This is a genomic window from Yoonia maritima, assembly GCF_043641945.1.
Classification (GTDB): domain Bacteria; phylum Pseudomonadota; class Alphaproteobacteria; order Rhodobacterales; family Rhodobacteraceae; genus Yoonia; species Yoonia maritima_B.
In genome coordinates, this window is sequence record NZ_JBHZRX010000002.1 from 538,871 (window position 1) to 552,094 (window position 13,224).

The following is a 13,224-nucleotide window of genomic DNA, read 5'->3' on the forward strand; positions in this document are numbered from 1 at the left end:
AATGCTAGCCTTGTTCGGTGGGGTGGTTGAATTCGTCTGCCGGAACAGGTTCGCGACGCACTGTCGGATCACAAGCAACCATCGGGCTACCATGATCACGAATGATCAAACCACCACGCGCACGGCACTGTTCGAATGTCATCCGGTTTCCGATAACGAGATATTCCTGCATGCCGGGGCTTCCGCCAATTGCGCCGCCTGTTTCACACGCGGACAAAAACACAACACATCCCAAGATCAATTTCTTCACGGGGAAACCTCCATCAACTGGCTAAGGTCATAGCCGTTAAATTCTAAAACATCACGCGCGGCGCGCAACCTATCCGCGGGTATTTCAGGATCACGGTTTAAAATCCACCCCGACTTGCCATTGGGTGCGCCAACAACCGCCGTGCGATAGCCTTCATCCACCCAAAGAACCCAGTAATCGGCAGCGACAAACGGAACGCCATCAAAACGCACCACTAGGCGGCCGGGGCCAACGACTTCGGCACTTCCATTGATGCGCGACCGTTCGGTGCCATCCGCGTTGCGGCAGATATTAAGAACCGACAAGGAGCCGTTATCCAGCAGGCCATATTCCGCTGTGGCCCGCGCGCAGTCCTTTTCAAACGGTACGGGGTAACGCGCCACCTCGTGCCACACACCGATATAGCGGGCTGGTTCGAACAGCGCTTTCGATGAAATCGGTGCATCGACATCCCGGTAGATAGCCATCGGTGCACAGCTAGCAAGCAGGAGTATCGCGAATAAAATTCTCATGTGGTCACCGGTGCGCGTTTGGTTAGGCCGAGTTTGGCACGTACCTCTGCGGGGCCGATAACCCGCGCGCCAAGGTTTTCAATCGTTCCAACCGCCCGTTCGACCAACTGTGCGTTTGTCGCCAGAACGCCGCGATCTAGCATCAGGTTATCCTCTAGCCCCACACGCACATTACCGCCCGCCAGCACGCTTGCCGCGACATAGGGCATTTGCGACCGCCCAAGCCCAAAGGCACTAAATGTCCAGTCATCTGGCACGTTATTCACCATGGCCATAAATGTATTCAGATCATCAGGCGCCCCCCAAGGCACCCCCATACAAAGCTGAACGAGCGCAGGGCCGTCCAACACACCATCTTTGACAAGCTGCTTTGCATACCAAAGATGCCCGGTGTCAAAGGCTTCGATTTCAGGCTTCACACCCAATTCAGTCATCATCCGCCCCATCGCAACCAACATGCCGGGCGTATTCGTCATGACATAGTCAGCCTCGGCAAAGTTCATCGTGCCGCAATCAAGCGTACAAATCTCTGGCAAGCATTCGGCGACATGGGCAACGCGTTCTGTCGCGCCAATCATGTCGGTACCCTCAGCGGTCGGAAACGGTGCCTCAACACCACCAAACACAATATCTCCCCCCATCCCTGCGGTCAGGTTCAAGACCACATCGACCTCTGCATCACGAATACGGTCAGTGACCTCTCGGTACAGGTCCAAGCGACGCGAAGGTGCGCCAGTATCAGGATCACGTACATGGCAATGAACGACCGCCGCGCCTGCTTTGGCGGCATCAATCGCGCTATCTGCAATCTGCTTTGGTGAACGCGGCACATGTGGGCTACGGTCTTGGGTCGCGCCCGATCCGGTCACAGCGCATGTGATAAACACCTCGCGGTTCATCGCAAGTGGCATGGGGAACTCCCGTAGTTAGATCAACTTGCTGCGACACTCACTGAAAAATGCCAGTGCCACAAGGCGGAATTCTTGACAGACCATCCCGGCATCTGGCAGGTCTACGGCATGATCAATTGTATGCACATCGCAGCAGTTTATTTTACCGGCCCCATATCGCGGCGGCCGGTTCTTTCCTGACACCAAAGACACCGACATGCCCGCAAGGGTGTTCAGGTTATTCTTGTGTCCTTGCGGCAAACGCAAAGGACAATTTCGATGATAAAAATCAATCAAGTCACACCAAAAGACATCCCAGAGCTTCTGGATATGATCAGCAAGCTTTGTGCGTTCCACGGCGACACCTGCACGCGCGGGCTTGCAGAAACCCAAACGAAATTCATTGGCGGACCACTGGTTGGGTTGATCGCACGCAAGGGCGAACAGGCCGTCGGCTATGCCGCACTGGTCACACACTGGCGGCCTATGAACGACGGCGATAGCATCGATATCTTGCATTTGTACGTGACCGAAGAAATGCGGGGGCGCAGCGTTGGTCGGCGCCTTGTCGCAGCGGCCAAAGAGCATGCTCAGGCTTACGGCGCAACCAGACTAACGATTGGTACAGCTCCAGATAACTCCGGCGCTGCGGCCGCCTACCGGGCAATGGGTTGGGCCGAGATCACAACGTTTCCCGGCCCAAGATTTCAAATCGCGCTTTAGCCCCACCCCGTAGGGTGGATCCCGATCCACCTTACTTAATAGGGCATTGGGTGTGCTTTGTGCACCTGATCAATCTCAGCGATCAGTTCGGCGCTCAATACAACGTCCTTCCCACCCAAGATTTGTTTCAATTGCGCAGACGTGGTCGCGCCGAAGATTGCGGAAATGGGGAACGGACGTGTGCGTTGCCATGCCATCGACATATGCACCGGATCGACACCGTGTTTCGCGGCCAGATCAAGATAGGCTTGGGTCACTTCAAACACGCGGTCTGATTTGCGGCCGCCAAGATCGCCGTTGATCGCCATACGGCTACCTTCTGGCAATGCGCCGTTCTGGTACTTCCCAGTCAGCAACCCGCATGCAAGCGGAGAGAACGCCAAGAGCGTCACATCTTCGTTCACTGACATCTCGGCCATGTCCGTATCGTACAGACGGCAAAGCAGGGAATATTCGTTCTGCACAGCAGCCATACGCGGAAGACCAGCCTCTTCGGCCAGATCAACCCATTTGGTCATACCCCAAGCGGATTCGTTGGATGTACCAACAGTGCGAATTTTACCTTCTTTCACCAGATCACCAAGCGTGGTCAGCACGCCCATCATATGGTCAAGCGTCTTTTGACGGTTCTGGCCTGACGGATCAAAGGTCCAGTTTTGGCGGAACATATACGACCCACGATCAGGCCAATGCAGTTGGTAAAGGTCGATAACGTCTGTCTTCAAACGCTTCAGTGATGCTTCTGTCGTTTCGCGAATATTGCCACCATCAAAGCCTTTGCCATCACGGACCCAGCCCGGATTGTTCCCGGAAACTTTGGTCGCAATAATAACCTCATCACGGCGACCGGTCTTGGCCAGCCAGTTGCCGACGATTTCTTCAGACAGGCCGACAGTCTCTGCTTTGATCGGGTTCACGGGATAGGCCTCTGCCGTATCCAAAAAATTGATCCCCGCATCTAACGCCATATCAATCTGATTATGTGCATCATTTTCTGGGGTTTGGTTGCCGTATGTCATCGTTCCAAGGCACCATTCAGTGACCTCGATGCCTGTGCGGCCAAGGGGTAGCTTTTTCATAAATCTGCTTTCAGTTCTTGGTTCGGGCCAAGACTAATGCCCGAACAGCAAGAGGCAAGACCTGCATCGCGGGTCCTGCCATTTCTTTAGTTTAGAAGTTGTAGAATGCGCCAATCCGCGTCGTTGTGACGGCTGCGGTGGAGTTATCATCCATAAAATCACGGATGAATTCGGCCCGCAGGGTGATGCTGTTCGTGAATTCCGTTTGCACACCAACGCCAAGGTTGTAGCCGTCTGCTGTGCCGCTATCCAAGTCATATTCAGTGATACCGCCAGCGACACGTGCTGCCACATTGCCAAGGTCATATGTCCCCCAAGCACGTAGACGTTGCGTGCCATAATCAGCGTCACCGCCAACATGGCCGCCAAGCTCAACCTCGGCCCCATAGGCATAAAGCCCACGGTCAAACCCTACACCACCGATTAGTGAACCAACTGTTTGCGAGTCACCAGAATGCGGATATGCATAATCAAGCGCTCCACCTGCATAGAAATCCTGTGCGCTTGCCCCGCCTGCAATTACAGCAAAAGCTGCACCCAATATGAATGTTTTCATGATTAGCCCCAATTTTGTTTTTGTGCTCACATGGTACCGTCGTACGCCCCTCAATACCAGTAGATGACTACTACATCTGGCATCTAGCGGCGCACCCCGTTAGATAGGCGCAAATTGATAGGAAAACCACGATGGCCCGTCACCTCATTACGTCCGCAATTCCCTATATCAACGGGATCAAACACCTTGGAAACCTTGTGGGTAGCCAACTGCCCGCTGACCTGTTCGCACGCTACATGCGCGCACGCGGTAACGAAGTTTTGTTTCTATGCGCGACCGATGAACACGGAACCCCTGCTGAACTGGCTGCGGCCAAGGCAGGTAAGCCTGTCGCCGAATACTGCGCCGAAATGCACGATGTGCAGGCCAAAATCGCAGAGGGCTTTCGCCTTTCCTTTGATCACTTTGGTCGCTCATCCAGCCCGCAAAACCAAAAGCTTACCCAAGCCTTTGCTGGCCGTCTGGCAGATATGGGCTTGATCCGCGAAGTCACCGAAGAACAGGTATATTCTGTTGCAGACGGTCGTTTTCTACCCGACCGCTATATCGAAGGCACCTGCCCCAACTGTGGGTTTGAATCGGCCCGTGGCGACCAATGCGACAACTGCACCAAACAGCTTGATCCGACCGACCTGATCGACGCGCATTCCACGATTTCCGGTTCAACCGATCTTGAAGTCCGCGAAACAAAACACCTGTACCTCTGCCAGTCAGAGCTAAAAGACGACTTGGCCGCTTGGATCGACAGCAAAACCGATTGGCCAATTCTTACGACATCCATCGCTAAGAAATGGCTGAATGACGGTGACGGCCTGCAAGACCGCGGCATCACCCGCGATCTGGATTGGGGCGTACCCGTCAGACGAGGCGATGCCGAATGGCCCGGCATGGAAGGCAAAGTGTTTTACGTCTGGTTCGACGCGCCCATCGAATACATCGCCTGCGCCCAAGAATGGGAAGACGCTGGCAAAGGCACCGATTGGGAACGCTGGTGGCGCACCGACAAAGGTGCAGATGACGTGACCTACACCCAGTTCATGGGCAAAGATAACGTACCCTTCCACACACTATCGTTTCCGGCGACGATCATGGGCACTCAAGAGCCGTGGAAACTGGTCGATTACATCAAATCGTTCAACTACCTGAACTACGATGGCGGCCAATTCAGCACAACACGTGGCCGCGGCGTCTTCATGGATAATGCGCTGGAGATTCTACCCTCAGACTACTGGCGCTGGTGGCTGCTAAGCCATGCGCCAGAAACCTCTGATACAGAATTTACTTGGGAAAACTTCCAAACGGATACAAATAAAGACCTGTCCGACGTACTGGGCAACTTTGTTAGCCGCGTGACAAAGTTTTGTCGGTCAAAGTTTTCTGACGATGTTCCCGCCGGCGGCACCTATGGTCCCGCCGAAAAACAGCTAATCGCCGACCTCACAACACGTATCCGCGCATACGAAACCCACATGGAAGCAACCGAAGTCCGCAAAGCGGCAGCCGAGTTGCGCGCGATTTGGGTGTTGGGCAATGAATACCTACAATCCAACGCGCCTTGGACGACGTTTAAGACCGATCCAGAAACCGCCGCGATGCAAATCCGCCTCGCGTTAAACCTGATCCGGATTTACGCAGTCTTGTCGGCGCCATTCATTCCTGACGCTGCTGCGACCATGATCGCCGCGATGCAGACAGACGATGACAGCTGGCCTACAGATGTAGCAGCGGCGCTGGAAACGCTGCCTGCTGGTCATGCGTTCACGGTACCGGAAAACCTATTCCGTAAAATCACCGACGAAGAGCGCGAAGAATGGGCTGAACGCTTCGCTGGCACACGCGACTAAGGGGACGACAATGATCATTGGTCACATCGGTGCACGTGCGGGCAGCAAGGGCGTCCCGGGCAAGAATTTTCGTGATCTGCATGGCAAGCCTCTGATCGATTGGGCGCTGGACCAGCTGTTCGAAAATGACCGCGTAGACCATGTTGTCGTGTCCACTGATTGCCCGAAAATGTACGAACACGGGCTGAAGCGCGGTGCATTGGATATCGGGCTGCGCCCCGACCATTTGGCGACTGATACAGCCGCCAAATGGGACGTGTGGCAGCACGCACTACTTGAGGTTGAAAAGCAAACCGGCTCTGCGGATGCATTCCTTGATCTGGATTGCACATCGCCCCTGCGCCTTCCCGAGGATGTCAATGCTGGGCTCGACCTGTTCTTCAAAGAACAGCCGGATATGGTCATGTCTTGCTGCGAAAGCCGCAAGAACCCCTATTTCAACATGTTAGAAACCGACGAAACCGGTGGGCTACATGTGTCGAAACCCCTGCCCCACGGTGTCGTTGCCCGCCAACAAGCGCCGATGGTCTACGACCATGTTGGGCTGGTTTATGTGGTCAAACCTTCATACCTGCGCACCGCGACCCGGCTATTCGAAGGCCATGTAATTCCGCTTATCGTGCCCAATGAACGCAGCCTTGACGTCGACAGCCCATTTGACTGGGATGTGATCGAATACCTCATGGGAAAACAAATCGCCGAAGGATTGCGTGCACCGGCAAAATAGAAAGAATTTCTAGAAATTCTTTCGCCCCACCTAACGCCAGCCTTGCCAAAACTTTAGGTTCGCCTGTTTTTCAGCAAAACTTTCAGTCAGCGCCTTAGGATCATATTCAGTCTTAATCCACTCATCAATCGCGATAGGCGATTGGGCGATGCGTTCCGCGTAAACATCTAAGAAATGATCAAGAATGCCCGTTTTGGTTCTCCTGATATGAAGGAACTTAAAGCTAAGTTGTTTGCGCGCTTCGTCTAGCGACTTGCCTTCAAACATCATGAGGTAGATCGCTGCAGCAAGACCAGTGCGATCAGCACCCGACTTACAATGTATCAGAAACGGACGATCGATCGCCTCAAAGCATTCGATTAGATGCACCAGCCTTTCGACCCTTGGTGCACTACGTGCAGCCATATGCGCAGTGACCAATGTCATTCCCAGCTTTTCACAACTTTCGACTTCAAACAGGTAATGGGGCTGTTTAGCAACTCCACGAAGATTCAACACCGTCTTAATGCCCATGTCTGCGTAGACTTCAAAGCGCTTATGATTTGGATGGTTTGAACGGTAAGCGCCCGGTGCAAATTCAGCAAAATTGTGCCATCGTTTGCGCAATACGCCGTGATCCAGCCAGTTCACATGCCATTCGGATCGCTTCCGCTCTTCCGGATCAACAATATCGTGCCCGAAAGACTGCCGTAAAGCTTTCTCTTTATTTGCGAGATTTTGTAGTATCTGACGGATCATCACAGGCCCAACTTTTCTATCGCGTCTCACTTGGACCATGCGCATAGGCTTTGCAATGGTCACACTGCAATTGCTCCGCCGCGTCAAAGACCTTAGAACCACATTAACAATACGCGCAGGAGCACGCACATGGAAATCGCAGGCCGCAAAATCGGACCAGAGCACCCACCTTTGGTGATTGCCGAAATCGGTATTAACCATGGTGGTGATCTTGAAGCAGCCAAAGAAATGGTGCGCCTTGCTGCTGGCGCTGGCTGCGAAATGATCAAGCACCAGACCCACATCATCGAAGACGAGATGACGGAAGAGGCTAAGCAGATTTTCCCACCGAACGCCGATGTGTCGATCTGGGATGTCATGGCCGCCTGCGCACTATCGCTCGACGACGAAAAAGCGCTGAAGGAATATACCGAGAGCCTCGGCATGATCTGGATTTCCACACCATTTTCGCGTGCCGCTGCCGATTTCCTAAACGATCTCGATGTTCCTGCGTTCAAAATTGGTTCGGGTGAAGCAGACAACCTACCCCTTATCCGTCACATCGCACGGATGGGAAAACCTGTAATCATGTCGACGGGCATGCAAAGCATCGACAGCGTCCGTGCTTCAGTACAAATCCTCGAAGATGCGGGCATTGAATATGCCCTCTTGGAATGCACAAACCTCTACCCCTCGCCACCAGAAATCGTTTCACTGCAAGGTGTAACTGACCTCAAGAACGCATTCCCCAATGCAATTGTCGGATTTTCGGACCATTCGATTGGGCCAGAAATGGCGCTCGCGTCCGTCGCACTTGGTGCATGCATCCTAGAACGCCACTACACCGATAGCCGCTACCGGAAGGGGCCAGATATCATCAATTCAATGGACCCATCTGAACTGCGGCATATCATTGATCGGTCACGTGAAATTCACACTGCCCTAATGAATCCAAAACAGCGCACCAGCGCAGAGGAAGACGTCTACCGCTTTGCGCGCGCAAGTGTCGTCGCCGACCGCAACTTACCCGCCGGGCACGTTATCACCGAAGCCGACATCTGGGCACGACGCCCCGGATCAGGCGAAATAGCTGGCTATGATTTCGACAAAGTCATTGGCAAGACGCTAACTCGTTCGGTCATCCGTAATACACAATTGAAATGGACCGATTTAGATGGGTAAAGTACGATGAATGCTTCATTCAACTTCATTTGCCTAAATCCACGCAAGAAAAAGCGCGCCACAATGTCACGAATGCTATCACCCGGCGGTTCTATCCGGTGGATGCATATGTGCCCCATAAGCCTTCGAAGCTGGCCTGAGACTACAAGTGAAGCGAAAACTGCTCTGGCAATGTCTAAGGAGCGAAAGCGAAGTAAATTGCCAAATTGGCTTCATCTGCAGCTCCTGAAACTGCAATACAATGGCGCACGGCGCTATTTCAGTGACCGTAATGATGCTGTCGCCGTTTGCTGGAATGGCCTAAATGGTACTAGGCGCGTCTTTATGCAGGGTGCAAAGCACGCTGGCGCCCGGCGTTTGTTTTTTGAGCTAGCGCCGTTTCCCGGCCGCTGCACCATCGATCCAAGTGGTGTGAACTACGCAAACAGCCTTCCACGCACTATCGAACCCTACCTCGCTTGGAGAGCGAGCTCACCGTCTGAAAGCTGGAAGGCGTTGCGAAACCTTGTTCGGCAACGCCAACCAATCAAGGCACATGAATCCGATGACCCACTACCGCCGCTAACAGAACCGTTCTTGTTTGTGCCATTACAGACGCCGGGTGACAGTCAACTGAGGCTGTTCGGCGGAGAATTTTCAACAGTTGAAAGCTTCATCACGGCGCTCGCAGAAGCAGTCAAACATTTGCCCCCGGAATGGCATCTGCGCGTCAAAGAACATCCGACGTCACCAGTTTCCTTCGCCGACAAGATACGTTCAGCCGCGCCGAACCGTATTTATATCGACAACTCCGATACCTTCAGCCAAGTCGCCGCATCTCGCGGCGTCGTGACCGTGAATTCGTCCGTCGGCTTGGAGGCAATGCTCTTTGACAAACCGGTCATCGCTTGTGGTCAATGCTTCTGGGCTATCGAGGGTGTTGCGCAAACAGCCCAAACCGTAAGTGAATTGGCTGATGTATTTCGTTCAGTAGATAAACTTAAATATGATTGCGAAGCTCGGGAGGCATTTTTAAGCTATCTTGATGAATACTATTACCCCAAGCGTAATCAGTCCGACAATTTTACGCTGATTGAACAGCGCCTAAGCGGCAAAGATAAATATGGTTTCTGGGGGACATCGAAATGAACTGGAATTTCTTCGGACGACGCGTCGGGCGCGCGTCGAAAATCGCCATAAAGCCACCAGAACCCGCACAAGACCGGCATGGTATTTGCCTTGTCGTCATTGTCCGCAACGAAGGAAAGAGACTGAATGACTGGCTAACATTTCATGCGGTAGCCGGTGTCAGAAGTGTCATCTTGTACGACAATATGTCGGACGACGATACGGTAGATGTCGCCAACAATTTCAAAGGTATGACCGTCACGGTCATTCCGTGGCAATTGCATACCCAAACCGTACGCCCTGCTCTGATCCTGCCGCGTCAAATACTTGCCTACTGCCATGCCATTTCGACATTCGGGGCTAAATTCAGATGGATGGCTATGATCGATGTGGACGAATACATTGTACCGCGCGGCAAGTTACAGATTTCGGATGTCCTAGATGACTTGATGAGCTTTACTAACATTTCACTGCCATGGACAATGTTTGGGCATTCCGGTTTCGATGTCGCGCCTACATCACCAATTCCTATTGCCTATAATAGGCGCGCGCGTCGATCGATTGGTGCACTGCTGAACTTTAAGTGCATCGTAGACCCTTGTGACGTCACTCAGGTCAGCACCCACAAGTTTGAAACTCGAAAAATGGGTAGCAATTCTGCAAATAGCTTAGGCCATGTTGCACGCAACAAACAGCGCAAGGCGGCTGATTTCATCACGACAGAGCGACTTCAACTCAATCACTATTATCTCATGTCGAAGGCTGAAACCGAATCTAAGATAGCAAATGGTGCGGTGTCCGGAGTGTCCCGAGAACAAAGAGAAGTCGCAATCAGGCACAAAGCTGAAATCATTGAAGACAACCCTATTGAAGATACAGCAGCCATCGATTTTCTTGCACTTCACAAGCTACAGACGCCCGACGTCTTTAACAAAAAATTCAAAGGTTAGCTAATGCGTGTTCTCTTTCAGCACCTTCGAGACAGTAAGAACATTGGTGACGCAGTCTGTAGTCCATTCGACTATTTCGACTGGGGCGACGCTCAGGCCAAGGACTTGCGCACACCAAGCCCCGATTACGACGTCGGCGTTTATGGTGGCGGAAAGATATTTGGAGGCCTTGCATCAGGACCCGGTGTCAACCACGCGCCCGGAGTCACACATATTGCTTGGGGTGTCGGCACTCGCCAAACATTACCTTGGTCGCTAAAATATTACCGATCTCGAAAGATGTGCACACTTGTTGGCAGTCGCGATTGGGGTGACAAAAGATACGACTTTGCCCCTTGCCCGACCTGTATGTCACCACTTTTTGATAGCCCACCAGCGCCAAAACACAAAGTTGTATTCTACTGCCATGGCGGTAAGACAACGCAGCAAAACATTGAGATTCCAGATGGCATTCCGCAGCTTTCAAACAATTGCACTTCGCTAGAAGACGCACTGTCGTTCATCGCAAGTGGTGAGACTGTCGTTTCAAACTCTTATCACGGGGTATATTGGGCGCTTTTGATGGGCCGTAAGACGATCTGTATCCCGTTTTCAAAAAAGTTCTACGGATACCGGCTCACTCCGCATTTTGCGACGCCGGCAAATTGGCAGACCGAAATTGATAACGGCAAGTCATATCCAGAAATGCTCGAACTTATGCGCAGCGCGACCCTCGCGTTCAAAACCAAGGTTGATGCCCAAATTGACAGGAAACGGGCGCAAGCACTTTGATGTGCCCATCTATTAAGCAGTGACTAGGTAAGCCGATACATTATTGATCACAGACCGATAATGTGAACAATTTATGAGCACATAACTACACGCTGACAGCCAATCTGCTAATCCGACCTCATGGACGTAGCCCTTAAAATTCTGGTTGTTGAACCTGACACCACCCGCGCTCAAGATATCATTGATGCGCTGAAGGATGGTGGATGGGGCAATGTGTTTATTGTCTCTGACATTTCGGCCCTTGCACCCAAGCTGACTGAAATTGACCCCGACATTGTTCTCATTGACCTCGCCCACCCGGACCGTGACACGCTTGAACACATCGGCCATGTGTCCCATGCGCAGTCTCGGCCTGTGGCGATGTTCGTGGATAGATCTGATGCAGAATTGACCCAAGCCGCCATTACAGCAGGCCTAAGCGCCTATGTCGTAGATGGCTTACAGAAAAATCGTATCAAACCAGTGCTTGAGACCGCGATCGCGCGTTTCAAGATGGTTGAACGGATGCGCCATGAGCTTGATGCAGCGAAGCAGGCCCTAACAGACCGTAAAACCATTGATCGCGCCAAAGGCTTGTTGATGAATGCGCGGGGTATCACCGAAGAAGATGCCTATAGCCTGTTGCGTAAGACCGCGATGGATCAAGGCCGCAAGGTCATTGATGTGGCGCAGGCGCTTGTGACTGCGGCGGATTTGTTGGGATGACAGAGCATCAGGTAAAATGCGGCTTCCTACCGCTCATTGATGCGGCACCGTTGATCATCGCACGCGAATTACTGTTTGCCCAAGACGAAGGCATTGATCTGCAACTGATCAAGCAGCCGTCGTGGTCAGCTTTGCGCGACTTACTGGCGCTTGGTCAAATTGATGCGGCGCATATGCTCTCGCCTATGCCCATCGCAATGACACTTGGTCAAAGCGGCATGCCGACGAATGTCGACGCGTTGATGGTTTTGTCGGTCAATGGCACCGTTGTCGGCGTGTCACAGACCTTGGCGCGAGATATGGAAAAAACCGGATGGGTCAGTGACTTTGCCAGCCCCGCCGCCGCTGCGACCGCGCTATTCGCATCGGGGCACAAGACGATACGGATTGGCATTCCCTTTCCATTTTCAATGCACAGGATGTTGCTTGAACACTGGCTGTCGGCGCATCCGTCGTTCCGCAGCAAACGCGTAGAAATCATCACCGTACCACCGCCGCGCATGGCACAAGCCGTTGCAGACGGGACCTTGGACATGTTTTGTGTCGGCGAACCTTGGGGGACTGCCGCAGTGCAGCAAGGTGTTGCAGAATTGATCCTGCCCGGATCATCAATCTGGCAGTTCGCACCAGAAAAGGTACTAGGCGCGACACGGGACTGGATCGAGCAGCACCCAGAAACCTGTGCTGGTCTAATGCGTGCGATCTACCGTGCGACCGAATGGTTAGATCAGCCGCGGAACAAACCGCTCGCGGTCGAAATATTAGCGCGCAGCCAACATATTGACCTACCGCACGAGGCGATTGACCCTGCGATCTTTGGACAAATCGTACCGCGCAAGGGCGCAAAACCCGTCACACCGCCCGGATTTTTGTTCTTTAACAACAATGCAGGGAATTTTCCTTGGCGTAGTCAGGCCGCGTGGGTTTCAGAACGGATCGCCACTTGGTGTGGGTTGGATCCGGAAGATGCATCGCGCCGTGGCAAAGCGAGCTTTCGTAGCGATTTATATCGGGCGAACCTTTCTTCGCTTGGCATCGACATGCCTGGTGCTTCGGCAAAAGTCGAAGGCGCGCTGCGCAATCCGATGGCTGTTGCCTCGACCAAGGGACACTTGATTCTTGGTCCCGACGCATTCTTTGATGGCGCGATTTTCGACTTCGACGCACAAGATTGATCAAAAATTGTGCAAATGCTGTACCGCAGCATTTTT

At 52.8% G+C, this 13,224-nt stretch carries 15 protein-coding genes; 9 read left to right on the plus strand and 6 right to left on the minus strand.

Annotation, left to right across the window (positions count from 1 at the left end; genetic code table 11):
- Positions 1-4 precede the first annotated feature (4 nt).
- From ACHUEV_RS06370 to bcoG, 3 genes are read right to left on the minus strand one after another with little or no spacing between them, the layout of a single operon-like run.
- On the minus strand, positions 5-250 hold the full coding sequence (locus tag ACHUEV_RS06370) for a hypothetical protein (RefSeq protein ID WP_394178218.1): 246 nt from the start codon (positions 248-250) through the stop codon (positions 5-7).
- Entirely contained in the window at positions 247-762 is a 516-nt protein-coding gene (locus ACHUEV_RS06375; protein ID WP_394178219.1) for a lipocalin family protein, read from the minus strand. Before ACHUEV_RS06375 ends, ACHUEV_RS06370 begins: the two co-directional genes overlap by 4 nt.
- On the minus strand, positions 759-1,673 hold the full coding sequence (gene bcoG / locus ACHUEV_RS06380; protein ID WP_394178220.1) for a 3-dehydrocarnitine:acetyl-CoA trimethylamine transferase BcoG: 915 nt from the start codon (positions 1,671-1,673) through the stop codon (positions 759-761). The genes ACHUEV_RS06375 and bcoG overlap by 4 nt, the downstream gene beginning before the upstream one ends.
- A 258-nt stretch (positions 1,674-1,931) precedes the next feature.
- Here bcoG and ACHUEV_RS06385 point away from each other — a divergent pair, with 258 nt between their 5' ends.
- The gene (locus ACHUEV_RS06385) at positions 1,932-2,375 is read left to right on the plus strand and encodes a GNAT family N-acetyltransferase (protein WP_394178221.1); all 444 of its coding nucleotides are present in this window, start codon (positions 1,932-1,934) and stop codon (positions 2,373-2,375) included.
- 35 nt (positions 2,376-2,410) lie between these two features.
- On the opposite strand, the gene ACHUEV_RS06390 is transcribed toward ACHUEV_RS06385, so the two are convergent.
- Positions 2,411-3,454 (minus strand): aldo/keto reductase, encoded by a 1,044-nt coding sequence (locus tag ACHUEV_RS06390; RefSeq protein WP_394178222.1) that lies wholly within the window; start codon positions 3,452-3,454, stop codon positions 2,411-2,413.
- A 91-nt stretch (positions 3,455-3,545) separates the two neighbouring features.
- Positions 3,546-4,010 (minus strand): hypothetical protein, encoded by a 465-nt coding sequence (locus tag ACHUEV_RS06395; RefSeq protein WP_394178223.1) that lies wholly within the window; start codon positions 4,008-4,010, stop codon positions 3,546-3,548.
- A gap of 131 nt (positions 4,011-4,141) precedes the next feature.
- Here ACHUEV_RS06395 and metG point away from each other — a divergent pair, with 131 nt between their 5' ends.
- Positions 4,142-5,854 carry a methionine--tRNA ligase gene (gene metG, locus ACHUEV_RS06400; protein ID WP_394178224.1) on the plus strand — a complete coding sequence of 571 codons (1,713 nt, stop codon included), beginning with the start codon at positions 4,142-4,144 and terminating at the stop codon, positions 5,852-5,854.
- 10 nt (positions 5,855-5,864) lie between these two features.
- A complete protein-coding gene (locus tag ACHUEV_RS06405; RefSeq protein ID WP_394178225.1) occupies positions 5,865-6,581 on the plus strand; it encodes an acylneuraminate cytidylyltransferase family protein in 717 nt (238 codons plus the stop codon).
- A 30-nt stretch (positions 6,582-6,611) separates the two neighbouring features.
- Here the strand turns inward: ACHUEV_RS06405 and ACHUEV_RS06410 are convergent, their stop codons facing one another.
- Positions 6,612-7,319 carry a phosphatase domain-containing protein gene (locus ACHUEV_RS06410; protein WP_394178226.1) on the minus strand — a complete coding sequence of 236 codons (708 nt, stop codon included), beginning with the start codon at positions 7,317-7,319 and terminating at the stop codon, positions 6,612-6,614.
- 129 nt (positions 7,320-7,448) lie between these two features.
- Here ACHUEV_RS06410 and ACHUEV_RS06415 point away from each other — a divergent pair, with 129 nt between their 5' ends.
- The 6 genes from ACHUEV_RS06415 to ACHUEV_RS06440 all read left to right on the plus strand — a co-directional run bounded on the left by ACHUEV_RS06415 (position 7,449) and on the right by ACHUEV_RS06440 (position 13,188).
- Positions 7,449-8,480 (plus strand): N-acetylneuraminate synthase family protein, encoded by a 1,032-nt coding sequence (locus ACHUEV_RS06415; RefSeq protein WP_394178227.1) that lies wholly within the window; start codon positions 7,449-7,451, stop codon positions 8,478-8,480.
- Positions 8,481-8,804: 324 nt separating this feature from the next.
- Positions 8,805-9,608, plus strand: a complete 804-nt coding sequence (locus tag ACHUEV_RS06420) for a capsular polysaccharide export protein, LipB/KpsS family (protein WP_394178228.1) — start codon at positions 8,805-8,807, stop codon at positions 9,606-9,608.
- A complete protein-coding gene (locus tag ACHUEV_RS06425; protein ID WP_394178229.1) occupies positions 9,605-10,537 on the plus strand; it encodes a glycosyltransferase family 92 protein in 933 nt (310 codons plus the stop codon). The genes ACHUEV_RS06420 and ACHUEV_RS06425 overlap by 4 nt, the downstream gene beginning before the upstream one ends.
- 3 nt (positions 10,538-10,540) lie before the next feature.
- The gene (locus tag ACHUEV_RS06430) at positions 10,541-11,308 is read left to right on the plus strand and encodes a glycosyltransferase family protein (RefSeq protein WP_394178230.1); all 768 of its coding nucleotides are present in this window, start codon (positions 10,541-10,543) and stop codon (positions 11,306-11,308) included.
- Between the two features lie 120 nt (positions 11,309-11,428).
- Positions 11,429-12,013, plus strand: a complete 585-nt coding sequence (locus ACHUEV_RS06435; RefSeq protein ID WP_394178231.1) for an ANTAR domain-containing response regulator — start codon at positions 11,429-11,431, stop codon at positions 12,011-12,013.
- On the plus strand, positions 12,010-13,188 hold the full coding sequence (locus tag ACHUEV_RS06440) for a CmpA/NrtA family ABC transporter substrate-binding protein (RefSeq protein WP_394178232.1): 1,179 nt from the start codon (positions 12,010-12,012) through the stop codon (positions 13,186-13,188). The genes ACHUEV_RS06435 and ACHUEV_RS06440 overlap by 4 nt, the downstream gene beginning before the upstream one ends.
- The last annotated feature ends 36 nt before the right edge of the window (positions 13,189-13,224 follow it).